Source organism: Nitrospirota bacterium (assembly GCA_020846775.1).
Taxonomy (GTDB): domain Bacteria; phylum Nitrospirota; class 9FT-COMBO-42-15; order HDB-SIOI813; family HDB-SIOI813; genus RBG-16-43-11.
On sequence record JADLDG010000023.1, the window covers coordinates 51,973 to 75,751 of the forward strand.

Annotated in this window: 26 protein-coding genes; 1 reads left to right on the top strand and 25 read right to left on the bottom strand. The window is 46.7% G+C overall.

Annotated elements, in window-relative coordinates; translation table 11 throughout:
• Positions 1-20 precede the first annotated feature (20 nt).
• The 25 genes from kdsA to IT392_03055 form a co-directional block, all read right to left on the bottom strand.
• Positions 21-842 (bottom strand): 3-deoxy-8-phosphooctulonate synthase, encoded by an 822-nt coding sequence (gene kdsA, locus IT392_02935; GenBank protein ID MCC6543442.1) that lies wholly within the window; start codon positions 840-842, stop codon positions 21-23.
• Positions 839-2,449: a CTP synthase gene (locus tag IT392_02940; GenBank protein ID MCC6543443.1), complete on the bottom strand. Its 1,611-nt coding sequence runs from the start codon at positions 2,447-2,449 to the stop codon at positions 839-841. The genes kdsA and IT392_02940 overlap by 4 nt, the downstream gene beginning before the upstream one ends.
• Complete coding sequence (gene kdsB, locus IT392_02945) at positions 2,439-3,197, bottom strand: 3-deoxy-manno-octulosonate cytidylyltransferase (GenBank protein ID MCC6543444.1); 759 nt, start codon at positions 3,195-3,197, stop codon at positions 2,439-2,441. The genes IT392_02940 and kdsB overlap by 11 nt, the downstream gene beginning before the upstream one ends.
• A 111-nt stretch (positions 3,198-3,308) precedes the next feature.
• The gene (rfaE1, locus tag IT392_02950; GenBank protein MCC6543445.1) at positions 3,309-4,289 is read right to left on the bottom strand and encodes a D-glycero-beta-D-manno-heptose-7-phosphate kinase; all 981 of its coding nucleotides are present in this window, start codon (positions 4,287-4,289) and stop codon (positions 3,309-3,311) included.
• Positions 4,290-4,916, bottom strand: a complete 627-nt coding sequence (lepB, locus tag IT392_02955) for a signal peptidase I (protein MCC6543446.1) — start codon at positions 4,914-4,916, stop codon at positions 4,290-4,292.
• 5 nt (positions 4,917-4,921) lie between these two features.
• Positions 4,922-6,724, bottom strand: coding sequence for an elongation factor 4 (gene lepA, locus IT392_02960; GenBank protein MCC6543447.1), 1,803 nt, complete (start codon positions 6,722-6,724; stop codon positions 4,922-4,924).
• A gap of 83 nt (positions 6,725-6,807) precedes the next feature.
• Complete coding sequence (locus tag IT392_02965; GenBank protein MCC6543448.1) at positions 6,808-7,044, bottom strand: hypothetical protein; 237 nt, start codon at positions 7,042-7,044, stop codon at positions 6,808-6,810.
• Entirely contained in the window at positions 7,041-7,694 is a 654-nt protein-coding gene (gene scpB, locus IT392_02970; GenBank protein ID MCC6543449.1) for an SMC-Scp complex subunit ScpB, read from the bottom strand. Before scpB ends, IT392_02965 begins: the two co-directional genes overlap by 4 nt.
• Positions 7,694-8,443 carry a segregation/condensation protein A gene (locus IT392_02975; GenBank protein ID MCC6543450.1) on the bottom strand — a complete coding sequence of 250 codons (750 nt, stop codon included), beginning with the start codon at positions 8,441-8,443 and terminating at the stop codon, positions 7,694-7,696. Before IT392_02975 ends, scpB begins: the two co-directional genes overlap by 1 nt.
• A 221-nt stretch (positions 8,444-8,664) precedes the next feature.
• Complete coding sequence (locus tag IT392_02980; protein ID MCC6543451.1) at positions 8,665-9,858, bottom strand: hypothetical protein; 1,194 nt, start codon at positions 9,856-9,858, stop codon at positions 8,665-8,667.
• Between the two features lie 30 nt (positions 9,859-9,888).
• A complete protein-coding gene (locus tag IT392_02985; GenBank protein ID MCC6543452.1) occupies positions 9,889-10,644 on the bottom strand; it encodes a hypothetical protein in 756 nt (251 codons plus the stop codon).
• Positions 10,635-11,405 (bottom strand): hypothetical protein, encoded by a 771-nt coding sequence (locus IT392_02990; GenBank protein ID MCC6543453.1) that lies wholly within the window; start codon positions 11,403-11,405, stop codon positions 10,635-10,637. The genes IT392_02985 and IT392_02990 overlap by 10 nt, the downstream gene beginning before the upstream one ends.
• A 37-nt stretch (positions 11,406-11,442) precedes the next feature.
• Positions 11,443-11,604 carry a rubredoxin gene (locus IT392_02995; GenBank protein ID MCC6543454.1) on the bottom strand — a complete coding sequence of 54 codons (162 nt, stop codon included), beginning with the start codon at positions 11,602-11,604 and terminating at the stop codon, positions 11,443-11,445.
• 15 nt (positions 11,605-11,619) lie between these two features.
• Entirely contained in the window at positions 11,620-12,798 is a 1,179-nt protein-coding gene (locus IT392_03000; protein ID MCC6543455.1) for an FprA family A-type flavoprotein, read from the bottom strand.
• 112 nt (positions 12,799-12,910) lie between these two features.
• Positions 12,911-14,710 carry an SLC13 family permease gene (locus IT392_03005; GenBank protein MCC6543456.1) on the bottom strand — a complete coding sequence of 600 codons (1,800 nt, stop codon included), beginning with the start codon at positions 14,708-14,710 and terminating at the stop codon, positions 12,911-12,913.
• 250 nt (positions 14,711-14,960) lie between these two features.
• Entirely contained in the window at positions 14,961-16,703 is a 1,743-nt protein-coding gene (locus IT392_03010; protein MCC6543457.1) for a hypothetical protein, read from the bottom strand.
• Entirely contained in the window at positions 16,700-18,196 is a 1,497-nt protein-coding gene (locus IT392_03015) for a monovalent cation/H+ antiporter subunit D family protein (GenBank protein ID MCC6543458.1), read from the bottom strand. The genes IT392_03010 and IT392_03015 overlap by 4 nt, the downstream gene beginning before the upstream one ends.
• Positions 18,193-19,638: an oxidoreductase gene (locus IT392_03020; GenBank protein MCC6543459.1), complete on the bottom strand. Its 1,446-nt coding sequence runs from the start codon at positions 19,636-19,638 to the stop codon at positions 18,193-18,195. Before IT392_03020 ends, IT392_03015 begins: the two co-directional genes overlap by 4 nt.
• A gap of 5 nt (positions 19,639-19,643) precedes the next feature.
• The gene (locus IT392_03025) at positions 19,644-19,967 is read right to left on the bottom strand and encodes a cation:proton antiporter subunit C (protein ID MCC6543460.1); all 324 of its coding nucleotides are present in this window, start codon (positions 19,965-19,967) and stop codon (positions 19,644-19,646) included.
• Entirely contained in the window at positions 19,964-20,665 is a 702-nt protein-coding gene (locus IT392_03030) for a sodium:proton antiporter (protein ID MCC6543461.1), read from the bottom strand. Before IT392_03030 ends, IT392_03025 begins: the two co-directional genes overlap by 4 nt.
• Positions 20,652-20,942: a DUF4040 domain-containing protein gene (locus tag IT392_03035; protein MCC6543462.1), complete on the bottom strand. Its 291-nt coding sequence runs from the start codon at positions 20,940-20,942 to the stop codon at positions 20,652-20,654. The genes IT392_03030 and IT392_03035 overlap by 14 nt, the downstream gene beginning before the upstream one ends.
• Positions 20,929-21,243, bottom strand: a complete 315-nt coding sequence (locus IT392_03040) for a monovalent cation/H(+) antiporter subunit G (GenBank protein ID MCC6543463.1) — start codon at positions 21,241-21,243, stop codon at positions 20,929-20,931. The genes IT392_03035 and IT392_03040 overlap by 14 nt, the downstream gene beginning before the upstream one ends.
• Positions 21,240-21,524, bottom strand: coding sequence for a multiple resistance and pH regulation protein F (locus IT392_03045; GenBank protein MCC6543464.1), 285 nt, complete (start codon positions 21,522-21,524; stop codon positions 21,240-21,242). Before IT392_03045 ends, IT392_03040 begins: the two co-directional genes overlap by 4 nt.
• A gap of 10 nt (positions 21,525-21,534) precedes the next feature.
• On the bottom strand, positions 21,535-21,948 hold the full coding sequence (locus IT392_03050) for a Na+/H+ antiporter subunit E (GenBank protein ID MCC6543465.1): 414 nt from the start codon (positions 21,946-21,948) through the stop codon (positions 21,535-21,537).
• Positions 21,949-22,084: 136 nt separating this feature from the next.
• Entirely contained in the window at positions 22,085-22,522 is a 438-nt protein-coding gene (locus tag IT392_03055; GenBank protein MCC6543466.1) for a MarR family transcriptional regulator, read from the bottom strand.
• 170 nt (positions 22,523-22,692) lie between these two features.
• Here IT392_03055 and IT392_03060 point away from each other — a divergent pair, with 170 nt between their 5' ends.
• Positions 22,693-23,778 (top strand): efflux RND transporter periplasmic adaptor subunit, encoded by a 1,086-nt coding sequence (locus tag IT392_03060; protein ID MCC6543467.1) that lies wholly within the window; start codon positions 22,693-22,695, stop codon positions 23,776-23,778.
• Position 23,779: the final 1 nt, after the last annotated feature.

Genomic DNA, 23,779 nt, shown 5'->3' on the forward strand with positions numbered 1-23,779 from the left:
TATCTAAACAGAAATACCGGTTATTTTTCACTTCTGATAAAACTACCCAGCCTGCTGAGATCCTGAATGAAATCCCTGACTTCTTTCAGAGGTAGTTGTGTAGCGCCATCTGACAAAGCCTTAGCGGGTTCAGGATGGACCTCCATGAAGACCCCATTACAACCTGCAGCTACAGCCGCCATGGACAGCGGCCTGATGTATTCCCTTTGACCTCCGGATGCATTACCAGTACCTCCGGGAAGTTGGACACTATGTGTGGCATCAAATATAACAGGATAACCGAATGACTTCATTACAGGTATAGACCGCATGTCAACGACAAGGTTATTATAACCTAACATTGTACCGCGCTCCGTGACCAGTATATTATTATTCCCGAGATGTTTAATCTTCTCTACGGCATTTTTCATATCCCATGGTGAAAGAAACTGGCCCTTTTTTATGTTTACTGCCTTTCGTGTCATAGCTGCTGACACCAATAGATCTGTCTGCCTGCATAGAAATGCAGGTATCTGCAAAATATCAAGCACATCTTTAACTTTATCTACCTCATCAGGAGTGTGTATGTCGGAAAGGACAGGCAGTCCGGATTCAGCTTTGATCCTGGCAAGTGTTTGAATCCCTTTTTCAATACCAGGGCCCCTGTATGAGTTTATTGATGTCCTGTTAGCCTTATCATATGATGCCTTGAATATAATAAATATATTATTGTCTTCAGCAATGCTGCGCAGTTCTGATGCAACCTCTAATGCCATAATATCATCTTCAAGCACACACGGGCCTGCAATGAAGAATAGGGGGCTTTCATTAGTTATTGAGAAATTCCCTATTTGAATACTCATTTAACCAGTCTTACGGCCGCCTCTATAAAGGAGGCAAATAATGGATGAGGGGCAGTAGGCTTTGACTTGAATTCAGGGTGGAATTGCGTAGCAAGAAACCACGGATGATCTTTTAGCTCTACTATCTCAACAAGGTCTTTTTGCGGATATAGCCCGCTTATGACCAGTCCTGCCTTGATGAGATTATCCCTGTAGTGGTTATTGAATTCGTACCTGTGACGATGACGTTCACTGATCCTGGCGCTCTTATAAGCATGATGGGCGGTAGAATCCGGCATAAGGACGCATGGATATGCCCCAAGCCTCATTGTCCCGCCTTTATCTTTGCCTTCCTGGTCAGGCATTATATGTATTACCGGATTTGCAGCCTTCTCATCAAACTCAGTGCTGTTGGCATCCTTTAATCCTGCCACATGCCTTGCAAATTCAATGACGGCGCATTGCATACCAAGACATATACCAAAAAAGGGGATGTTATTCTCTCTGGAATATTGTATGGCCGTTATCTTACCTTCAATGCCCCTGTTTCCAAACCCTCCGGGAACAAGGACCCCGTTCACATCTGATAAAAATTCCTTAGCCCCCCTGTTTTCAATCTCCTCTGCATCAACCAGACGGAGGTTGACACTAACATTGTTGGCCAATCCGCCGTGTATAAGAGCCTCACAAAGGCTCTTATAGGAATCCCTCAGGTTAATGTATTTACCAACAATTGCTATAGTTACCGTGCCCCTGGGGTTTTTAATCCTCTGAGATATTTCAATCCAACGGCTCAGGTCCGCCTTTCCTACACTCAGATTAAGTTTTTTAATAATTATCCTGTCGAGCCCGTCATCATGGAGCATGATCGGAATTTCATAAATATTTTCTACATCCCTCGCAATAATTACTGCCTCAGACTCTACATTGCAGAAAAGAGCGATCTTCCTTTTTACATCTTCGGATATTGGCCTGTCGGTCCTGCAGACAAGGATATCAGGTTGTATCCCTATCTCTCTCATCTTGTTAACACTATGCTGGGTAGGTTTAGTCTTAATCTCATCTGCTGCCTTGACAAAAGGAATCAGCGTCAGATGCATATACAGTACCTTATCACTACCTATGTCAAACCTGAATTGCCTGATTGCTTCCAGAAATGGAAGGCTTTCAATATCGCCAACAGTGCCCCCTATCTCTACAATCACGATATCCATTCCGTTTGAAGCCTCGAGTATGCACCTTTTGATCTCATCCGTAATATGGGGGACCATCTGCACTGTGCCGCCGAGGTATTCTCCCCGCCGCTCTTTAGTGATGACGTTATAGTATATTTTGCCTGTAGTGAAATTGTTTTTAGCTGATGTTGTAACTGAAGTATATCTCTCATAATGGCCCAGATCCAGATCTGTTTCAGTACCGTCATCAGTTACAAAGACTTCTCCATGTTGAAACGGGTTCATCGTTCCGGGATCAACGTTTATGTATGGATCAAACTTGAGGAATGTAACCTTCAGGCCGTAACATTCCAGGAGGCTGCCCGCTGCCGCCGCCGCCACACCTTTACCCAGTGATGATACAACTCCTCCTGTAACAAAAATGAATTTGGCCTTTACAGTATCATTGCTCATGGTTTAGCCCCTCTTCAAGTTTTTTCAGGTCTTCGGGTGTATCTATCCTGAAAGATTTGTGTAACGTTTCTTTCAATTTAATCCTGTACCCGCATTCCAACACCCTGAGCTGCTCCAGTTTTTCCAGTTCCTCAAGACTTGTTGTCGGAAGTGAACCAAATAACAAAAGGAAGTCACGTCTGTATGCATATATCCCCAGATGCTTATAATAAGTCTTTTGCGGGAAGACCTCGTTGTTTATTCTGTCACGGATATGCGGGATAGGTGAGCGGGAAAAATATAATGCATAATCGTTATTATCGGTGACCACTTTTACAACATTTCTGTCCATTAAATCCCCTGGGGAGGTTATCTCAGACTTTAAGCTTCCCATTTTAATGGAATCATCCTCTTCCATCATGAGAATCAGTTCATCTATCATTTCAGGCCCCTGCAGGATTTCATCTGCCTGAAGATTGATTATAATGTCGGCGCCAAGTTGTCTGGCGACCTCTGAACACCGGTCTGAACCAGTTCTGAGCCTTGAAGATGTCATTATTACATTGCCGCCAAATCCTCTGACCGTATCATATATCTTCTGCTCATCTGTTGCAACAATAACATTGTCAGTATGAACAGACTTATTTGCAGCATCATATATCCACTGGATGATGGGTTTAGAGCCAATAGATACCAATGCCTTTCCAGGGAACCTGGTTGAGCTGTATCGTGCAGGTATGATTACTGCTGCTGTTTTTGAAACATTCATACGAGAATGCACTCCTCAAGTCCCCCCTTACCCCCCCTTTTCAAAAGGGGGGTACATTATTCCCTCATTAAAAAGGAAGGGTAATTAATTTCCCCCTTTGAAAAAGGGGGATTAAGGGGGATTTTCAGTCAAAGCCGCTATCAGCTGTTCCTGGTGCACCGTTGCCGTACCAACAATACCTACCACTATACCACCGGCATAGTTTGCAAGTAGTGCCGCATCCGTTAGCGAGGCCCCTGCAGCGACAGACAAGGCAAGTGTGCTCACAACTGTATCTCCGGCCCCTGTAACGTCATATACCTCTCTTGCAAAAGCAGGTATATGAGTTGCATCATGGCCTCTTTGAAAGAGACTCATGCCATGCTCACTTCGTGTTATCAGGATAGCCTCTGCATTTGATTGATTAAGAAGTATATTTCCGGCCTTTAAAAGGGTTTCATCGTCGGAGATAGACAGCCCTGATGCAATAGATGCCTCAGAGGTGTTGGGCGTTATAACCGTTGCCCCCGTGTAAAAGTCAAAATGCTTGAGTTTGGGGTCTACTATCACACATAGATTGTTCTCAGCAGCCAGCTGAAGGATGTTCTTTACCAGCCTGCTTGTAATTACTCCCTTGGCATAATCAGAAATAATGACAACTTTAATATCGTTTATATGTGTTCTAATATAATCAAATATCAAATCCTGAGAGTGCAGGGATATTTCTCCCCTGCTTTCATGGTCAAACCTGACTACATGCTGACTGTGAGCTATGACCCTGGTCTTCTTAGAAGATGGACGACCTTCCTCAACGATGATTCCATCTGTGCAAACACCATCTGATTTAAGTCTGTTACTAATCCACCGCCCCATATCGTCACTGCCGATAACTCCGCATATCCTGACCTTTCCTCCAAGAGATAATATATTACTTGCAACATTCCCAGCTCCGCCGAGCAGATAACTTTCACTCTGGACATCAACGATAGGTACCGGCGCCTCCGGCGAAATACGCTCTACTTTTCCCCATACATAATGATCAGCGATAATATCACCTACAACAAGTACAGTTGCGTTATTAAATTTGTTGATGTATCCCGATAACCTGTTCATTTATTTTATTCTCATCCCTATCCTCCCCCACCTTACCCAGCTGTCTTCACCATCCCATGACCAGTAAATAATGAACGCCTTTCCCCTGATCTTGTTTAATTTCACAAATCCCCAGTAACGGCTGTCAAGGCTGAAATCCCTGTTGTCTCCCATGACGAAATAAGAATCTTCCGGAACGACCACAGGCCCGAAATTGTCTCTGGGCTGGATGGTCCCGGGGTATAGCATTGGATCGCTATGTTCTGCAAATTGCTCGGCAGCGAATTTACCATTTACGTATACCTTTTTGTCTTTTACCTCTATGCTATCGCCAGGTTTTCCGACGACGCGCTTGATAAAATCCTTTTTTTCATCTTCAGGGAACTTAAAAACGATAATGTCTCCATAGTCAGGTTTGTGAAAAGGTATCAGTACCCTGTCTGTAAATGGTATCTTTATCCCGTAGATGAATTTATTCACCAGGATGTGGTCGCCAATTTGAAGCGTAGGGATCATGGAACCTGATGGTATCTTAAATGCCTGAACAATAAATGCCTTAATAATAAGGGCCATAATTACGGCAATCAGGATAGACTCTATATATTCTCTTACTATGTGTTTTTTCTTTTTTGTAATTGTATTTTCCATATTGATTATTCTTTCACCTTCAATATCGCGAGAAATGCCTCCTGTGGAATTTCAACCTTTCCAAACTGTTTCATTCGTTTTTTCCCCTTCTTCTGTTTTTCCAATAACTTTCTTTTTCTGGATATATCCCCTCCATAACACTTTGCGATAACATTCTTTTTTAATGCCTTGACCGTCTCTCTGGCAATAATCTTTCCTCCGATAGCAGCCTGTATGATAACCTCAAACATCTGTCTCGGTATTAACTCCTTTATCTTTTCCGCAAGCATTCTCCCCCTTGACTCCGCCTTGTCCCTGTGTGTTATGAAAGAAAGTGCATCCACGATCTCACCATTAAGGAGTACATCGAGACGAATGACATTCGAATCCCTGTAGCCGAGTAATTCATAATCAAAGGACGCGTATCCCTTGGAGATTGACTTGAGTTTATCATAAAAGTCGAGTACGATTTCATTGAGGGGAAGTTCATACGTCAACATCATTCTTTCTTTGCTAACGTATTTCATGTCTCTCTGAACGCCCCTTCGATCCTGACAAAGGGCTATTATACTTCCCACATATTCAGCAGGCGCTATTAATGTCGCGAGGATAAAGGGTTCTTCGAAGACGGCAATATTTTGCATAGGGGGTAAATCTGCCGGACTGTCTATGGTTAGATTTTCTCCGGAAGTTGTTGTTATCCTGTAGACAACAGTTGGCGCTGTGCTGATAAGACTCAGGCCAAACTCACGCTCCAGCCGTTCGTGGATTATTTCCATATGCAGTAGTCCGAGAAAACCGCACCTGAAACCAAATCCCAGGGCAAGAGAGCTCTCCGGCTCAAATGTAAATGACGAATCATTGAGTCTTAATTTCTCTACAGCGTCTCTAAGCTCCTTGTACTCATCGGTGTCCGACGGGTAGAGACCGGCAAACACCATAGGTTTAACCTCCCTGTAACCGGGAAATGGTGATGCAGTTGGTTTCGCTGCATCGGTCATAGTATCACCTATCTTCGTCTCACCCATCTTCTTTATACCTGCTACAACGAAGCCGACTTCACCGGCGGTAAGTTCATTTACCTGAACAGGTTTAGGTGTAAAAATACCGAGCGAAATGACTTCATATACATTCTTTGTGGACATCATCATTATCTGCTGACGCGGGCGTATTGTTCCATCAATTATACGTATTAAAACTACAACACCCTGGTAGTTATCATACCAGGAGTCAAATATCAGGGCCTTGAGCGTTTTATTTATGTCTCCTGCCGGTGCAGGAATCTTTGAGATAATAGCCTCCAGGATTTCTACCGTACCAATACCCTCTTTGGCGCTTGCCGGGATTGCCTCACTGTCATCAAGCCCAAGAATATCCCTGATCTGTCTTTTTGTATCATCCATATCAGCCCCGGGCAGGTCAATCTTGTTGATAACCGGGAGGATCTCGAGACGGTTGTCAACGGCAAGATAGGCATTTGCTATTGTCTGAGCCTCTACCCCCTGTGATGCATCAACAACAAGGATAGCCCCCTCACATGCTGCAAGACTCCTTGAGACCTCATATGTAAAGTCAACATGACCGGGTGTGTCAATAAGGTTCAGTATATATTGATTGCCATCCTTTGCCTTATAATTGAGCCGGACAGCATGTGCCTTTATAGTTATACCCCGTTCACGTTCGAGGTCCATAGCATCAAGGATCTGTTCCTTGAAATCCCTCTGAGCTATAGCGCCGGTATGTTCGAGTATCCTGTCAGCCAGCGTAGATTTGCCATGATCTATGTGCGCTATAATTGAAAAATTCCTGATTTTGTCTTGTAATGCCATATATGTAATGTCTTGTTAAACTCTCCATTATAATGAAAATATAAAAATTATGTCAAATTATCCCTTTTTAATTCCATGTAATGTTAAATTTCTTTCATCTTATGACAATAAAGGCACTTATCCTGAGCCGGGTGATCAGACGGTAAGAGGTGCTTAATGGCGATAATATGACAACCTATGCATTCAGAGACGTTTATGACACTGATGTGAACGCTGTTTCCAGGAATTTCGGGTATTTCCCTCTGAATCAGCGGGATCCAGAATATGGTTGCTACAGCCAGAAGTGTCACGATTGCAAAGGCAATCCATGAGATCTTCACTTCTCCTGAGTCTCCTCGAAAAGGCTATTGTCTGCTTCATCGAAGGAAGTCTCTGAAGACACACCTGAAAGTGGTTCTGATTCCGGCATAACGACATCGTCACTAATTTGGGTATCTTCCTCGGGCACCAGTTCCGTAAACTCTTTAAGTGTCGGAAGGTCAGCGAGGTCCCTTAATCCGAAATATTGAAGGAATTCTCTGGTCGTAGCATATAATATAGGTCTTCCGGCAACATCCTTGCGTCCGACAATCTTAATCATGTGTTTATCAAGTAGTCCCTTGATTACGCCTGAAGAATCAACACCTCGGATATCTTCTATCTCTGCCTTAACAAGAGGTTGTTTGTAAGCAATAATGGCAAGCGTCTCCAGTGATGGTTTTGACAGCCTGCTGGATTGTTTGACCTTCCGGAGACGTTTAATCCATGGAGCAAGTTCGGGTCTTGATGCAATCTGAAAACCGCCGGCAACCTCTACTATCCTGAGGCCTGAGAGACGCATGTCATACTCATGCTGAATCTCCCAGAGCATGGACTTAATAGCCTGTTTATCAGCATCTTCAAGAATGGTTTTAATCCTTTCAATGGTCAAAGATTCTCCTGAGACAAAAAGTAATGCCTCAATTATTCCTTTTAATTCACAGTTCTCCACTATAATATCTCCTTAAATTCACCCGGCTCTGCCCTGCTATCTTCATTTCTATATACCCTGATAGTCTCTGAACTGCCGGTCTGCATCAATTTAATCAACCTGATCCTTGCCAGTTCCAGAAGCGCAAGGAATGTAACTACAATGGTCCGCCTCGTACACTCATCTTCAAGGAGTGAAATAAGAGTTACACCATCAGCTGATGCTATATCGAGCTTCTCTATAATAGCAGTCATCCTTCCACGGACGGTTAATTCATCAGGTTCAATATCGAGTGACCGCTTATCAGGGATTTTAGCAATAACGTCCCTGAATGCCTCCAGGAGTTCAAATAAACCTACCTCGACGAATACCTCTTCATCTTCGATTGTCTTATCCGGGGGATTATAGAATATGTCTCTCCACGTATCCTCCCTTTGTCCCAGCTCCTCTGCAACTTCTTTAAAGCTCTTATACTCAAGAAGCTTTCTGATAAGTTCGGCCCTTGGATCTTCTGACTCCTCATCCTCCCCTGCCTTTTCTTCCCGGGGCAACAGCATCCTTGATTTTATATGGGTAAGAGTGGCAGCCATTAGCAGAAATTCCCCTGCTATCTCTAAATTAAGATCCTGCATAAGATCAATATATTCAAGATATTGCTGAGTAACAAGAGAGATAGGAATATCATAAATATTGACCTCATTTTTCTTAATCAGATGCAAAAGAAGGTCAAGCGGTCCTTCAAATACCTCAAGTTTTACCTCATAAGACATTTATGACTCCTTTCAATCCTGAATCAAGAATTCACAAGCTTAAAATACATTTGATCACATACTTTTCTATTGACCTTCCATGACCCTGCAAGATCTCTGTTCTGACCCCTGTAAACCTTTATGCGCAATAGTATATCATTTTCCATCTCCATGCCAATAATATAATCATAATGTCATCATATCCCATTATGCAGTACTGATTATTAAATATAGGGACAACATTACAGTTTCTTTTTAAAAAGAACAAAGACCCTTTCCATGATTCGCTCTTTTAGCGGCCTTCTACCCCACTCATCTTCCAATATCTCAACTGAACTTTCCATGTCTTCTTCAAATACACATATCATTCTGCTGCCAAATTCTTCATCCAGAATCCCCACGTTTCCTTCATCATTTCTCCGCAGCGACAGAAAATCGAGGTTTGCAGAACCTACAATGCTCCAGCATCCATCAAATACATAACTCTTTGCATGCAGCATTTCACCCTTATAATTATATATCCGGATACCCCTCTTCAAGAGCCAGCTGAAAAAGTACCGCCCCGCATAGTGGGCAGGCGGAATATCACTCTTGCCTGACAGGAGTAACTTCACTGATACTCCCCGGCTGACAGCCTTCTCCAAAGTGTAGAGCAATCTCAATGTTGGGATGAAATATGCAGTGGTTATAAGTATATTATCCTTTGCGTGGTTAATACTGTAATAGAGAAGTTTGCGGAACCTTCTTCTACCCTTAGCTGATGAGGCAAATATCGGGATGGCGGAAAGTCCACTGCTCTTATTAGTATCGTTATACTGATATTGTGAATTCGTGTCTGTCTGTGATGCAGGTAATGGGGGAGGAAGTAATATGGGGCTTCCTCCCAATTTCTCCCATGTCCGCTTGAATGTCTTGAATAATTCGGATACAACAGGACCGTCAAGAATAATACCTGTATCTCTCCATCCCTTTCGCTTAAGCCTGAGATGAAATCCCCTGTACTCATTCCCTATATTAAATCCACCTGTAACCGCTTTTATCCCATCAATAATTATTAACTTTCTGTGATCTCTGCGGGTGTAATGAAATGGTGATGTCCATAAAAACGGCCTGGAAGCCCTGATCTGCACACCTGCACGAGCCAGGTCTCTCCAGAAGCTTTTAGGTGTCCACCATGATCCAAAATGATCAAAGAGGATAAAGACATCTACACCTTCCCCTGCCTTTTTTTTAAGAATATCGGCTAATTCAATCCCTGTCTCGTCATTTCGGAAGATGTAGAATTGGAGTGCTATGAGAGTCTGTGCCTGGTCAATACTGCTGAAGATAGCATTGAAGGATTCCTTACCTTTGTACAAGAGGTTAACAGTATTGCCATCCGCAAATGTTCCCCCATAAATCCCTTCTATGGATGACTTGTCAAAGGTTAACCCCATCGTTTAAATAATGGAGAAATGCTGAGTTCTTCAGAATTCCCGCTTTTTCTTTTCTCTTGGTTGCCTTGATGGTTCTGAGGGTGGAACATTAAACCGCCTCTTACCGGGTTCGGCAGGGCTATAATAATAGTAGTGACGGTGAGGTGTATAGGAATAGGAGTAGTAAAAATAGGAATCATAGGGATAGTAGTTGTAAGGATAATAATATGGGTACCAATAACGTCTCGGGTAGACCGGTGCATAATAATAGACCGGCATATCCAATCTCAGATCTTCATATTTTTCCATATCTTCCACTTGCAGATACCGTATTGTCCTTAAACCTGCCTTATCATCATAAATCAAACGGCTGGGCCTGTCTGTTTCTATAGTAGTAGACTTTATGTCGAAGACAGCGTATCCGGCAACAGTGTCATAAGGGTCTGCCTCCTGTGCCTTCAGGGGTTCCGGTGTTTCATCAGTCAGACTGCTTACAGGGATCGTTTCTCCATTTTCTGTGACTAAGGAGAGATACACCGGATCAATCCGGAGACTGACGGATGAGTTATTGCGAAGCCAGATATAATAAACTTCAGGGATATTATCCCCCTTTTCTTCAATCTGCAGCACATCCCAGTATGCGATAGAATATGCCATACTGATCCTGCCATCTCCGGGGAAAGATGCCCTGTGTTCATAAATCATGTCATTTCGTTCACTGTAGACGCCAATGCGTTCATAACCACCGGTAGTTGCACATCCGCTGAGAATGGCCAGGAAAACGAATGAAATGATTGTTAATACCATATCTTGATGCCTATCTTGAGTGAGGCCTGGTCAATCAATATAGCCTCTGCATTGAAGGCAAAATTCTCTCTCTCGTCAAAATAGATATTGGTGCCTATTACGAGTCCCAGATTGCTGTCCTCCTTAAGAGACAGCCTGCCTACACTTGGATGATCAATCGTGTCTCGTGAGTCAATCCATGAAAATCTTGCTCCTATGAACGGTTCCCAGAAGCTGGTCCTCCAAATACCTATGCCGTCAAGGGCGTACTCCCGCCACAGAATAGTCTCCTTAACATAAACCTGTTGAGATTGAATAACCGGCAAAACATGATCTGATGTCTCAAAGAACAGGGAGTCTGCCCGTGCAACAACCTTAAATCTATCCGGTCCCGGGTAATCATAAAGCGTCAATGAGGTGCCAATACCATAGGCCAGGCCGAAATCACCCCTGTAGTCATTGAATTGGTCAATCGTAAGATTTGCCATCCCGCCCTGTATATAGAACTCAACGGGACGCCAGGGCCTTGTTGCAAGCTTAACCATGACCCTGGTGGACTCAGTATCGCCCTCAAATTTATCTCCCTGATTTATCTCTTCAACCACAGTTCGTGAGGAAGTCTGAGTGTAAAGATTAAGCTCCCAAAAGCCCTTTATATTCCTGGCTGGAGAGCGGCCAGGGTATAAATCCTCAGCGTAAACAGGGGTTAAATGAAACACGAACGACAGAGACGAATAGCATATTAGCAACAAAATCAATTTTCTAAGTATTAACTTATTCATATTATTACTTTATCTCACTTTAGCATGATATTGCAAGTTAATCCACCTCTTCAAACTCATCTTTGCCAGCGCCGCATTCAGGACAGGTCCAGTCATCAGGGATGTCATCGAACTCAGTTCCCGGTGCAACGTCATTATCCGGATCACCAATAGACGGGTCGTAAACATATCCGCACACAATACAGACGTATTTTTTCATTATAACAAAACCCCCTTAAAGTAAGTCGTTATCCTTATGCCTGTTATGAATAGACGCAGCCAGATTATCAAGGGCCCTAAAGTCATCATCCCTCGGTTTACCCTTGACAATAACAGGCTCCAGCATCTCGACCTTCAGATTGGTCATGACCCCCGACAACTGCTCTACCATCTTTCCGCCCCAGCCGTAGGATCCTATAATAGAGGCGAACTTTAACTTGGGCCTCAGTGCATTGGTCATGAATGCCGCAGATAAGGCAAGCGGGTGTGCACCGGACAGGATGGTCGATGAACCTATGACGATTGTAGCCGCATCAACCAGTGACATGGCCATCTTCCCTGTGTCAGCGACTGTGAGGTTGTAAAGCTCCACATTCACCCCCAGTTCGATGAGCGTCTCTGTCAGATAATGCACCATCAGCTGTGTGCTCCCATGCATGGATACATATGGGATAACGACACAATTACTGACGTTATCAGAAACCCATTCCCGGTGGGATTGGATAATACACTCCGTTTTCCTGAAGGCAGGTCCATGACTGGGGGCGATTATTTCAATTGGATAAGCTTCGAGCTTGTCAAGGTGTTTCTGAATAATCTTTCTGAATGGCATCATCACCTCTGCATAATATCTCTTTGCAGCCTCGCATATCCTTGACTCATCGTCATAGAACGGATCAGAGGTGGCAAGGTGAGATCCGAAGAGGTCGCAGGTAAAGATAATCCTGTCCTCCCGGAGATAGGCAACCATAGTCTCCGGCCAGTGGACCCACGGCATGTAAATGAACTCGAGGGTCTTGTTGCCGAGAGTTACAGTCTCCCCATCGGCTACTGTTATGATATTCTCCTCCGGGATATGCAGGTGGTCTATAAGGAGCCCCTTTCCTTTAGGATTAGTAATGACCTTTGCATTAGGAAATATGGATAGAACACCCGGTATGGCCCCTGAATGATCCTGTTCAGAGTGAAGAGAGACGACATAATGAACATCCTCCACCTCCTCCAATTGTGAAAGTAAGACGCCGGTCATGGTAGGATCAACCGTGTCAATGAGGGCCGTCTTCTCAGTCCCGCGAATTAAATAGGCGTTATAAGTGGTTCCATCCGGAAGCGGTATGAGGGCATCATAAAGACGTCTGTCCCAATCAACGGCACCTACCCAGAAGATATCCTCTTTTATCTTTTTTGGATGCATGGTTCCCCTTATCTACAAATCAATAATAACAGTGCCTGTTCAATTTTTCAACTGTATAGGGTATAATCAACCAAATCTGACCAGTCTATAACTGTAATCTCTGAGCTCTGACTTAGAATGACCAGATCAGGGGGATGAAGTATACGGATAGTACCAGGAAAAGCAGGTTCAACGGGACACCGATCTTTACAAAATCAATGAACTTGTAGTCACCTGCGGAATAGACCATTGTATTGGTTTGATATCCTATAGGCGTTGCAAAGCTCGTTGATGCGGCAAAAGTTACCGCCATTAATAATGGACGTGGATCCACGTCCATCTTTACGGCAGATATAATGGCAACTGGCGCCATGAACACTGCAGCGGCATTATTGCTCATGGCCTCTGTCAGGGCCGCTGTCAGGAAATACAGTATCGCCAGGATAGCCACCGGTCCCAGACTACCCCCCCATCCGAGAGCATAGTCAACTATCAGCGCTGCGACGCCGGATTTTTCCATTGCCAGACCCAAAGGAAGAACACCGATCAATAATGTTATCACCTTCCAGTCAATAGCCTCATAGGCCTCCTCGAGCCTGAGGCATTTTGTTAAAAGCATTGCTATGCAGCCAAGGACTGAAGACACCAGGATCGGCATTATCCCCAAAGCGGCAAGAATTACAACGGCCGATATGATGGCCAGCGCTACCGGCGCCCGACCTTTCCGGAGAGATCCTGCTTCAAATTCGCGCATGACAATGAAATCGCTATCCCTACGTAACCGGTCAATATCCTCTACTGCTCCCTGAACCAGCAGTACGTCACCCACATGCAGCCGCATCTCGACAAGATTTTCATGCCGGATCCGTCCCCTCCTGTGGATGGCAAGTACTATTGCATGATAGCGCCGGGCAAAGGCCATTTCCCCAAGTGTTCGTCCCATGAGCGGAGACCTTGATGGCACGATCACTTCCACCAGGGTGACATTATCCGTCCGCAACATTTCGTCATTCAGTTTGAACTCAGGCGCCATCTCGAGCTTCATGCTATCCTTTACCTCCATCAACCTGTCAAGGTGCCCCTCTACCAGAAGTACATCTCCAAGCTGCAAAGGCGCCAATGTCAGCGGCCAGAGATTTACTCCGTCCCGTTTTATCTTCATCACCAGGATACCCGGTTTTCCCAATTCCGACTGGCTGATGGTTTTATTTATTAACCTGGATCCTTCTCCGACACGAAATTCAGCAACATAATTTCTCAACTGATATTCTTCAACCAATTGTCCTTTACGGCGTGCAGGCAGCAGCCAGCGGCTTGTCAACATTATGTATAATATCCCTGCAACCACCATGATCAATCCCAGTTTACTGAATTCAAACACAGAGAATGAGCCGTACCCGGCCTCTTCGGAGATGGAACTTACAATCAGGTTGGTTGATGTCCCCATCAGTGTACAGACACCGCCGAATTGAGATGCAAATGACAACGGGATGAGTAGTTTGGATGAGGAGATTTTACTGCGTGCTGAAGCAGCCAGGACTATAGGAAGGAACACAGCTATTGCTGCCGTGTTGTTAATGAATGCGGATATGGCACCTACCGAAATCATCATCATGAGTGTTAAAACCGTCGGCCTTTTTCCCAGACGGATGAGTGTGTGACCGATTGCACTGACAGCTCCTGTTTTTTCAAGCCCTGAGCTGAGAACAAACATCGCAAGGACGGTAATAACAGCAGGATTACTGAATCCCGACAAGCTTTCGGACAGGCTGATCCACCGATCGGGGTCGATACCTGGAATTCTCCCTGCCAGAACCGTGAGCAGCATCAATGCTCCCAGTACCATCAATCCAACCTGGTCCACAGGGAATTTCTCTGTGACAAACAAAGTTACAGCAATTCCAATAATAATTAATACGAGTGTGATTTCCATAATTCACGCCAATCCTATCACACAATAAATTACTTCACCAGCAGATCAGTTAAATCATTTGAGGTTCTTTCAAAAGCTGTCATTCCCGTGAAAATGTGAATCCAGAACTTTTGTGGCAAATTGAAAACACTGGATTCCCACTTTCGTGGGAATGACAAACGACCTCCTTTTTAGACATTTGCAAGAGCCTCAATAAATTAATATAATACCTGATTATTATCACAGAATTTACCGGGCAACGGTCTTTAAATTATGCTCTAATTCCAAAGATCATAATCAACAGGCCGGCAGCGACAAGAAGGAAGAATAAGAGCCCGGTTGTTCCGGTGACAAGTTTGTTTTCAAGGTTGTCAAAACCTTCCAGCCACTTATCGGGAATCCTGAGATCAGATAATTTCATGCGTGAACCTGCCGACAGCCGCGCTGCGATAATATCTGCCAGATTCTTTAGATGACCGGCCAGACGGACTATGATCTCAAGTAGATCTCCGGGGGGTATCGAAAACCTCAGAGACGTGATCCTCCGGAGTCCTGTGAATGCAAGATACGCCATCCCACCGGCCAGAACAGGGAGAATCGCTGTTTTGAAACCGTAAAAAGAAAAAGTCAGCTCTGCGAACGGCCCTGCATCAACCGGTAAATACTGAATCGCAAGCGGCGAGAAAATAAGCAGTGTGAAAATAAGCAATACTGCCCATGGTATAAGCATCCCTCTGGATGGCAGGTCCTCTTTATCACCTGCATCCCTGATCATAACGATAATGAATCTGGCCATGAGCAGCGTGGTCGCTGCAGCGGCTGCCTGGAGAATGAAACCAATGTCTGATGCAGCCCATGGGGGCAGATAAGCGAGAGACTGTTTCAGTGCTGACTTGGCAAACACCCCGCTTGTAAAGGGGGCTCCGGAAAGGGCAAGTGCCGGCAGAAGTATTCCTATGAAAACCGGTATACGCAGTGATTTCTTCTTTAATGCCCCTGTAAGCCCGGTGGAGAGGAAGAGTGCCCCCTTAGCGAGTGCATGGTGAAAGGCATAAATGAGAATGGCCGTCAAGACTACAGGCCATGCTTCGGCACGAAGAAGCCCTGCCCCTACACCCGCAGTAATTATCCCCATCTGGCTTATACTTGAGTATGCGAGAATGGTTTTCCTGTTATCCTGAAACATACCGACAAACACTCCCCAAAAAGCTCCGCAGAGGCCTGCAGCGATACAGAGCCAGCCCCACTCCTGCAGTGAAGCCTCTCCAAGCGGCAGGAACCTGATCCATCCAAGAAGTCCGGCATTTATCATGCTGCCGCTAAGGATCGCACTGGCCGGTACAGGCCCCGCTGTGTAGGCGAGGGGAAGCCACATATGCAGCGTAAGCAACCCCGTTTTTATACCGAAACCGGCAAGAATAAGTGCAATGATAATGTCGCGATGGCCGGAGGCGGCTGCCGCTGCACCGGCGCCTGCAAGGTCTATTGATCCCGCAGCGTCAGCAATAAGAAACAGTCCCATAGCGATGAGCGCCTCTCCGATGATTGCCATCACGATATAAACCCGTCCGGCTCGGAGAGCGGCCGGGGTCCCGTCGTGAACGACAAGCCCGTAAGCCGCAATGCTCATGAGGGCGAAAAACATATAGAATCCCGGAATATCCTGCGAGAGAATAACACCGATATTTCCGCTCATGCACAAGAGATGGAAGAAAAAGAATCTTTTCCTTGTGACTTCTTTGCGAAGGAAATAATATGCGTATAGACCGGAGACGCCCCATAAGACAGTGGTAAACAGTAGAAAAACCTGAGAGACCATGTCAATACCCAGCCTTAATCCAAAAAGAATGTCCGGATAATACGAAATATTGCTATATCCTCCCGACAGAACCAGGACGACAGCGGGGATGATAGTCAGGACAAGAAGCGGCAGGAATGGTATACGCCTGAAAACATACAGCAGCAGTGCAGCCAGGAGCGGCAGGCCTGGTGTTATTAATAGCAGCCAGCTCATCTGTATTCCCTTTCAGTTATAAGCTTTGCCCACTCGAGTGGACTGAAGAACTCCCCGGCAAGGATTCCGGCCAGGATTGTGAAGCACGCTATTATCAGCACCGGAAAAAGAAGCCACGGGTCGGTCTCAAAAAATCTCCCCCTTTTTTTCTCCTCAGGCCAGTCTCCGGATTGCTTGATGAACCAGGCGGAGTTTATGATCGGAAGAAAGTAGGCGGCATTCAGTAACGTACTCATCCCAAGAACTGCGAGTACCCAGGTCTGCCCGGCATCAATGGCGCCAATACCAAGGTACCACTTGGTTATGAAGCCGACGGTAGGCGGCACCCCTATCATGCCGAGGGCCGCTATAGTGAATGCAGCCATTGTCATGGGAAGCCTCCGGCCCACTCCCCTCATTTCGCTTATACGGTGTATTCCGAGCGTTTCTGCCAGTACTCCCGCACAGAAGAAAAGTGTTATCTTCATAATGCCCTGATGGACGATGTGTGTAATGCCCCCTATTGTTGACAGAGGGCCTGCAATTGCAACTCCTAACACTATATATGAGACCTGGCTTATGGTCGAATACGCAAGCCTTTTTTTCAGGTCGTCCTGGAAAAGGGCCTTAAAAGACCCGTAGATTATGGTTGCCGAGGCAACAAACGCCAGAGGCATTGTTACTCCAAGGGTTGCGGCAAACTCAACTCCGTAGACATTGTTCACCACCCTCACGATTCCGAAGGCGCCGGCCTTCACAACAGCGACAGCATGAAGAAGAGCGCTTACCGGCGCCGGCGCCACCATGGCAGCAGGGAGCCATCCGTGAAGCGGGATAATGGCGGTCTTTACAGCAAGCCCGATGATGAGGAGAGCGAATATAATCGTAAGCGTGACTGCGTGCCCGCCTGCGGCATGGTTCAAATAACCCCCCTGAGTGAACTCTAATGTCCCGGTCTGAACGTGAAGCCAGACTATACCGATAAGCAGTACCGCCCCCCCGGAAAGTGTATATCGAAGATATGTGGACCCTGCTTCAAGAGACTTCTGCGTCCCCCTGTGCACGACCAGGGGATAGGTCGTCAATGTGAGCATTTCGTAGAATATAAAGAAGGTGAAAAGATTTCCCGCAAGGGAGATACCCATAGTTGATGTCACGCACAGACTGAAGAAACCGAAAAAACGCCGGCGGTTTGGCGATCCCTCAAGGTATCCTACTGCGTAGGCCGTGGTCAAAAGCCAGAGCCCGGCAGAAAGAATGAGAAAGAACATGGCGAGGGCATCGGCCCGGAATATGATCTCAATACCAGGGACCACCGGAAAATGCATAATATAATTGCGCTCGTGAAATACTCCCCATGTCATCATGCCAACCAGCGCTATCTTGATAAAGGCCGCTGACATATTGATGATGGTCCTCAGGATGTTTTGTCTCTCATTCAGAAGGAAAATGATAATAGCCGGGACTAATGAGCTGAGTATTACGAATACGGGCATCCAGTTGTCAATGTTCATAATAAGGCAGTCCTGAAAAGTGAAAGCGGCACTGCGGCGGCAATGCCAAGTACAAGGGAAAGAACAGCGAGAACAATTGCCGCTGCCTCCATGCCGAAGGGAACTTTTGCGCATTCCACAGGGTCTTGAGACTGGGAAATTATATTTCTTAAAACCGGGAAGAGATAACCAGCGGCAAGAAGTCCGCCGGCAACGATGATTATCGCCCACCACCACTGACCTGTTTCTATTGAAGCTTTAAGGAGCTGCCATTTGGCGATAAATCCGGCGCCGGGAGGAAGCCCCATGAGACTTATTCCGGCAAGGCCAAAGGCAAATGTGCTTATATTAAGCCTCTGCCGCAAACCTCTTAAGTCCTCTATCAGGTCGCTGCCGAGGGCCTTGATGAGGTTGCCTGCAGCAAGAAACATAGATGCCTTAGCCAGCCCATGCGACAAGGCCTGGTAGACGCACCCGAGGAAGGCGTCAGAGGAACCTGCCATCGGGAAGAAGAGGAATAAATAACCTATCTGGCTCACAGTGGAATACGCCACCAGCATCTTAAGACGGGTCTGGCGTAATGCCATGACCCCGCCCCAGATTATTGCCACAGACCCCAGTACCCCGAGCATCAGCCCTGCATGTGATATGATGTCGTGTGAGAAGACATCTGTCCAAAGACGCAGAATTATGTAAAAGGGCGCCTTGACCACAAGGGCTGACAGCGCTGCGCTCACAGGGACAGGAGCGGAGGCGTGGGCTTTGGGCAGCCAGAAGTGGAGGGGGAAGAGGGCCGTCTTGGCAAGGAGTCCGGTTACGATCAATACAATTGCGATCTGTGCAGCAGGGTCAGGCCCGATAGTCCTTCCGAGAGCGCCTATGTCAAGGATGCCGTATGAGCCATAAAGCATAGCCACACCCATCAGGTATGAAAGTGAGCCGAGCACCGAGACCAGAAAATAACGCATGCCGGATAACAGTGCCTCACGCCCTCCCTTGAGCGAAATAAGTGCCACAGATGCTATGACCATGACCTCGAGTGTCACATAGAGATTGAAAACATCACCGGAAAGAAATACACCGTTCAAACCAGCCCATAAAAACATCCATAGCGGCCAGAAAGACCGTTTCCGTTCGACATCCCCGGAAAAATAAAATGACGAATAAATACTTGCTGCCATTACGACAACTATAGTCATAAACAGCATTAGAATGCTGAGCCCGTCGGCGAACAGATCTATCCCGAGAGGAGACCCCCAGCCCCCTATCCTGTAGCGAACTGCACCGGATACCCATACATCTCTTGCCAGCAGGGCCAGAGAATAAAATGCAGCAGGGAAAGCAATAGCTGAGGCAGCCATGAGGGCGGATCGCCATGGAAAGAGATAAGAGGCGGCTGCTGCGGCAAGCGGAATTACCACCATCAGTGCTCCCCAGGGAGCAGTTGTAATTATTTCCTGCATCTCAGTCAACCGTCCAAATCCGAAGCATCCTGCTCCAGTCTGCCGAGTGTCTCGGCCCCGGTCCCGGAATTAATCCTTCGCAGAAGCGCCAGGGCAAATGCCGTCGCGCTGACCGTAACAACTATGCCGGTAAGGACCATTGCATGCGGAACCGGGTCTGGTGTGTTATCCCCGTTCAGGGCAATACTAACCAGAAAAAGAAAAACTCCGCCGCCCATTATATTGAATGAAAGGATTTTCCTGAAAAGGTGCTCGCATGCTATAAGGCCATAAAGCCCGATACAGAATAACAGTACCCCTCCTATGGAATAGATAATCTCCTGTGTCAATTCTTCCTGCCTCCTGGATGGCTGCGGGATGGGATCGCCGATCCTCCGGAAAATAGTGAGTAAAGTATTATAGCAATGGAAATGGTCAGTGAGGCTTCGATAGTGAAAATTAGAATGCCTGCATACTCAGGAGGGTACTCAATAAAGTTCCTGCCATATGCAAGCGGTATGACGGCTATAATAAGGAATACTGCAAACCCGAGCATTGCAGCAACAAGGAAGGCCCTGTTGAATTTCTCAACTGCAGCCAGCCCGGCAAGCCGGGAGAGTACTATTGCTGAACCCAGGACTGCCCCCGCCTGAAAGGCACCGCCAGGAGCATATGAGCCCTCGTAAAGGAGATACCCTGAAACCAGCACCATCAACGGTACAAGGACGCGTGCCAGAACATGGAGAAGCGGGTCAATGGAGTACTCAGGCCTTCTGATTCTGCCATTCGTCAGTGTCATTACTCCAAGGACTGAAAGCAGGAGCACGCAGATCTCGAGCAGGGTATCATAACCCCTGAAGTTAAGAAGTACTGCAGTTACAGAATTTTCGACACCGCTTTGCTTCAGTGATTCCTGTGCATCCCCTGATAGACCAACACCTTCAGGAAGGTCTGTCACTGCCATAGCGAGTACCAGGGCAAGACCGGCCGCAAAAAAAGCTGTCAGGATTCTTTGTGTAATTTTCTCTGCCGGTTCATCTGCTTTCATCCGTCTCCTCCTGCTCTCTGTCTGACTTTACACTCCTGTTACTTTGCAGGTGTCCGAGCGTATCTATAAGAAGCACCCCTGTTATGCCTGCCCCTATGGCTGCTTCGGCAAGGGCGATATCAGGGGCCTTCAGACGAACCCACGCCAGGGCCATGATGAGGCTGAGTGTAATGAACAGGACTGCTGCCTTGAACAGATCTGCAGATACGATAAGTTTCAGGGCAAGCCAGAGCATGACTGCTACCAGAAGGATATCAAGAAGGTCACCTGTTATCATCACCTCTCCTCCACGGGCGCACGCCGCGTTCTCTTGCAGACTGCGCCAAAAGATAGCTTATTGTGGCACTGTTAGCAATCACGAGCAGCCAGATAAGAAAAAGTTTTAACGCCCCCGGGATCGAATCTGCCTGAAGCATCAGTCCGGCTGCGGTTAGTCCGAGTCCGAGGTTATCTGCCTTTGTAACGGCATGCAGCCGTGTAAACACATCCGGCAGTCGGAGCACCCCTATTGTCCCGGAGAGGAAAAAAAAAGCCCCGGTAATAAGAAGGGCTGAAGTCAATATATCCGTGACACTCATGATCCTCCTCCGGAGGAACTGTCATCCTGAGACCTGCGAAAAAGCCTGACGAAACCCGCAGACATAATAACTGAAAGAAGTGCAAAGATGAGGGCAATGTCGAGAAGCATGGACTCTCCAGCCGCCTTCGATAGGAGGAGCAGGACAGCAACGCCTGTTGTGCCGAAGAGCTGAAACGCAAGCATCCTGTCAGAATGAGTCGGTCCCCGAAGTACTCGCGCAAGCCCTGCTGCGATATTCATGACAAGGAAGAGCGCCAGTCCGGAATAAAGCCAGTTCATCAGTCCCCCCTCAGATAATTACATGCCCGAATACAGCCGCAACACGATTTTCAAGAAGTCGGGCCCGTTCCAGCGAAGGGGCATTCTCATCGAGCACATGGACCTCGATCATATCACCCGTTATCATAACGGTTAGAGTCCCGGGCATGAGGTTGATTGTGTCAGACAGGAATACCCTCGCAGGGCCATCCGGCAGCCGAAGAGGAATATTTATTATAGCCGGGTTTATCGGAAGGCTCGGCCGCATGACGCGAAACGATACATCTATCCCTGCGCGCAGAGACTGCCACACAAAATAAATAAAAAATAACAATAGAGCACCTATCCTGACAGGAACAGGGCTGCTAAGAAAACACCAGAAGGCAGCTGCAGCAGCGGCGAAAGGCAGGCCGGCCAGGAGCATGCCGGTGTCTCCCTCAGTCAAAACCCACCATATGAATATCATCACTGTAATACGATATAAAAAACTGATAACATAACGTATTACTATACTATTCAAAAACATTTTGTGATTATAAAGCAGGTGAACCGGTTTGGCAAATAGTACTGGATGACAGTATTCACATTTCAGAACCAAGATTGCGGCGAATTTCAGCGAGAATGCTTTTCAGGTTTTTCAATTGAGTCTGACTCAGGCTGGCAGTAGCCCGTTTCTCCATGCGTTCTCCGCACTCTACTATTTTTGCCCACTTGCCGGTGACCTTCTTCATAGGACGAATGATTTTTTTTCGCCGGTCCTGAGGCGATTCGAACCGCTCGATCCATCCATCCCGCTCCATCCTGTCCAGTATACGCACAAGCGTCGAGGGCTCGATCCTTAATTTCATGGCCAGTTCGTTCTGAGAAAGTTCTCCAAACAGTATAAGGCTTGCAAGTACCTGGACCTGGCGCAGTGTAATACCGGTACCCGCCAGCTCATTGTTCAGCGCCACCTCGAATAGCTGCGAGGTTAAACCCACCCAGTAGCTCACGCTCTTTTCGAAGTCATACTCAATCATACCAGCTCCTTTATTAATATGCTTGACTAATAATTAGTTTAGCAATAATATTAGCTTGGCAGTATATAGATCTATTGTCAAGACTTTTTTGACGTTGACTGAGATCATCACTATGCACAAACTATTTACGCGTTTTGGCATTGCATACAGAGTTAATAATCCGGAGTTAAATGATGAAAAACATTAAATCATGTCTTCTTCAGTTCGTCAGCATGTCGCTTCTGTCGGTACTGACCCTGACCGGCTGCGGAAACAACAACAAAAATCAGGGTGTTGAGTCCCTGCCAGCTTCCCCGCCCCGTGAAAAGGTTACCAACGTATCTCTCAGCACGGTTGTCCTGAAAGACCTCGATGAGACCTTTACCCTCCCGGGAACACTTGAGGCCTGGGAGGACCTGACACTGTCCGCAGAAATGGCAGGCACGGTTCACTGGATCGGCCCAAAAGAAGGAGACAGGGTAAAAAAAGGAGAGGCAATTTTGCGCATTGATCCTGAACGGCTCGAGGCTGAATTGGCCCGTGACCAGGTCGAGTACGAACTGCAGAAAAAACGCATGGAGCGACGCCGCGAACTTGCTGAAGAAAAGCTTGTCAGCCAGCAGGAATTAGAAGATGTCCGTCAGGCATTCGAACAGGCGAAGGCCCGTCTCCGGATATCAAGGGTGGCATTGGACAAAAGCACCCTTCGCAGTCCGATAGACGGGATTCTCGACCGGTTGTTGGTTGACCGGGGTGAACACGTTTCCGAGGGAAAGGCTTCGGCGGTCGTAATTCAGGTCAACCGGCTGCGAGTACTGGTGGACGTTCCTGAAAGGGACATTGCCGGTCTGTCAAAGGGTAATAAAGCAAAGGTCTTTGCAGCTGCAATCGGCGGAAGCAGCGATCCCGGCATATCCGGAGAAATTATCCACCTCTCCTACCAGGCTGACCCTGCTACCCGCACTTACCTGACAAGGATAGCGGTCGATAACAGGGCGGAATCCATGCGCCCGGGGATGATCGTCCAGGTTGTTTTTAAACGCAGGAAACTCTCCAAGGTAATAGCAGTCCCTCTCTATTCATTGGTAGATCGTGACGGGATTAAATTTGTTTTTGTTGAAAAGGACGGTAAAGCTCAACAGCGTTTGGTCAGGGTAGGCCCGATTATCGGCAATATGGCAGTGATTGAGAATGGTATCACCACCGGGGAGCGCCTTATCGTGAAAGGTCAGCAGCTGGTCATAGACGGTGGCGCAGTAGTTGAGGAAGGAATCTGAC

What these genes read in the sequence shown, in the direction of transcription:
- kdsA (MCC6543442.1), bottom strand. Translation starts at nt 842, where the DNA reads ATGAGTATTCAAATAGGGAATTTCTCAATAACTAATGAAAGCCCCCTA.
- IT392_02940 (MCC6543443.1), bottom strand. Translation starts at nt 2,449, where the DNA reads ATGAGCAATGATACTGTAAAGGCCAAATTCATTTTTGTTACAGGAGGA.
- kdsB (MCC6543444.1), bottom strand. Translation starts at nt 3,197, where the DNA reads ATGAATGTTTCAAAAACAGCAGCAGTAATCATACCTGCACGATACAGC.
- rfaE1 (MCC6543445.1), bottom strand. Translation starts at nt 4,289, where the DNA reads ATGAACAGGTTATCGGGATACATCAACAAATTTAATAACGCAACTGTA.
- lepB (MCC6543446.1), bottom strand. Translation starts at nt 4,916, where the DNA reads ATGGAAAATACAATTACAAAAAAGAAAAAACACATAGTAAGAGAATAT.
- lepA (MCC6543447.1), bottom strand. Translation starts at nt 6,724, where the DNA reads ATGGCATTACAAGACAAAATCAGGAATTTTTCAATTATAGCGCACATA.
- IT392_02975 (MCC6543450.1), bottom strand. Translation starts at nt 8,443, where the DNA reads ATGTCTTATGAGGTAAAACTTGAGGTATTTGAAGGACCGCTTGACCTT.
- IT392_02980 (MCC6543451.1), bottom strand. Translation starts at nt 9,858, where the DNA reads ATGGGGTTAACCTTTGACAAGTCATCCATAGAAGGGATTTATGGGGGA.
- IT392_02985 (MCC6543452.1), bottom strand. Translation starts at nt 10,644, where the DNA reads ATGGTATTAACAATCATTTCATTCGTTTTCCTGGCCATTCTCAGCGGA.
- IT392_02990 (MCC6543453.1), bottom strand. Translation starts at nt 11,405, where the DNA reads ATGAATAAGTTAATACTTAGAAAATTGATTTTGTTGCTAATATGCTAT.
- IT392_02995 (MCC6543454.1), bottom strand. Translation starts at nt 11,604, where the DNA reads ATGAAAAAATACGTCTGTATTGTGTGCGGATATGTTTACGACCCGTCT.
- IT392_03000 (MCC6543455.1), bottom strand. Translation starts at nt 12,798, where the DNA reads ATGCATCCAAAAAAGATAAAAGAGGATATCTTCTGGGTAGGTGCCGTT.
- IT392_03005 (MCC6543456.1), bottom strand. Translation starts at nt 14,710, where the DNA reads ATGGAAATCACACTCGTATTAATTATTATTGGAATTGCTGTAACTTTG.
- IT392_03010 (MCC6543457.1), bottom strand. Translation starts at nt 16,703, where the DNA reads ATGAGCTGGCTGCTATTAATAACACCAGGCCTGCCGCTCCTGGCTGCA.
- IT392_03015 (MCC6543458.1), bottom strand. Translation starts at nt 18,196, where the DNA reads ATGAACATTGACAACTGGATGCCCGTATTCGTAATACTCAGCTCATTA.
- IT392_03020 (MCC6543459.1), bottom strand. Translation starts at nt 19,638, where the DNA reads ATGCAGGAAATAATTACAACTGCTCCCTGGGGAGCACTGATGGTGGTA.
- IT392_03030 (MCC6543461.1), bottom strand. Translation starts at nt 20,665, where the DNA reads ATGAAAGCAGATGAACCGGCAGAGAAAATTACACAAAGAATCCTGACA.
- IT392_03035 (MCC6543462.1), bottom strand. Translation starts at nt 20,942, where the DNA reads ATGATAACAGGTGACCTTCTTGATATCCTTCTGGTAGCAGTCATGCTC.
- IT392_03040 (MCC6543463.1), bottom strand. Translation starts at nt 21,243, where the DNA reads ATGAGTGTCACGGATATATTGACTTCAGCCCTTCTTATTACCGGGGCT.
- IT392_03045 (MCC6543464.1), bottom strand. Translation starts at nt 21,524, where the DNA reads ATGAACTGGCTTTATTCCGGACTGGCGCTCTTCCTTGTCATGAATATC.
- IT392_03055 (MCC6543466.1), bottom strand. Translation starts at nt 22,522, where the DNA reads ATGATTGAGTATGACTTCGAAAAGAGCGTGAGCTACTGGGTGGGTTTA.
- IT392_03060 (MCC6543467.1), top strand. Translation starts at nt 22,693, where the DNA reads ATGATGAAAAACATTAAATCATGTCTTCTTCAGTTCGTCAGCATGTCG.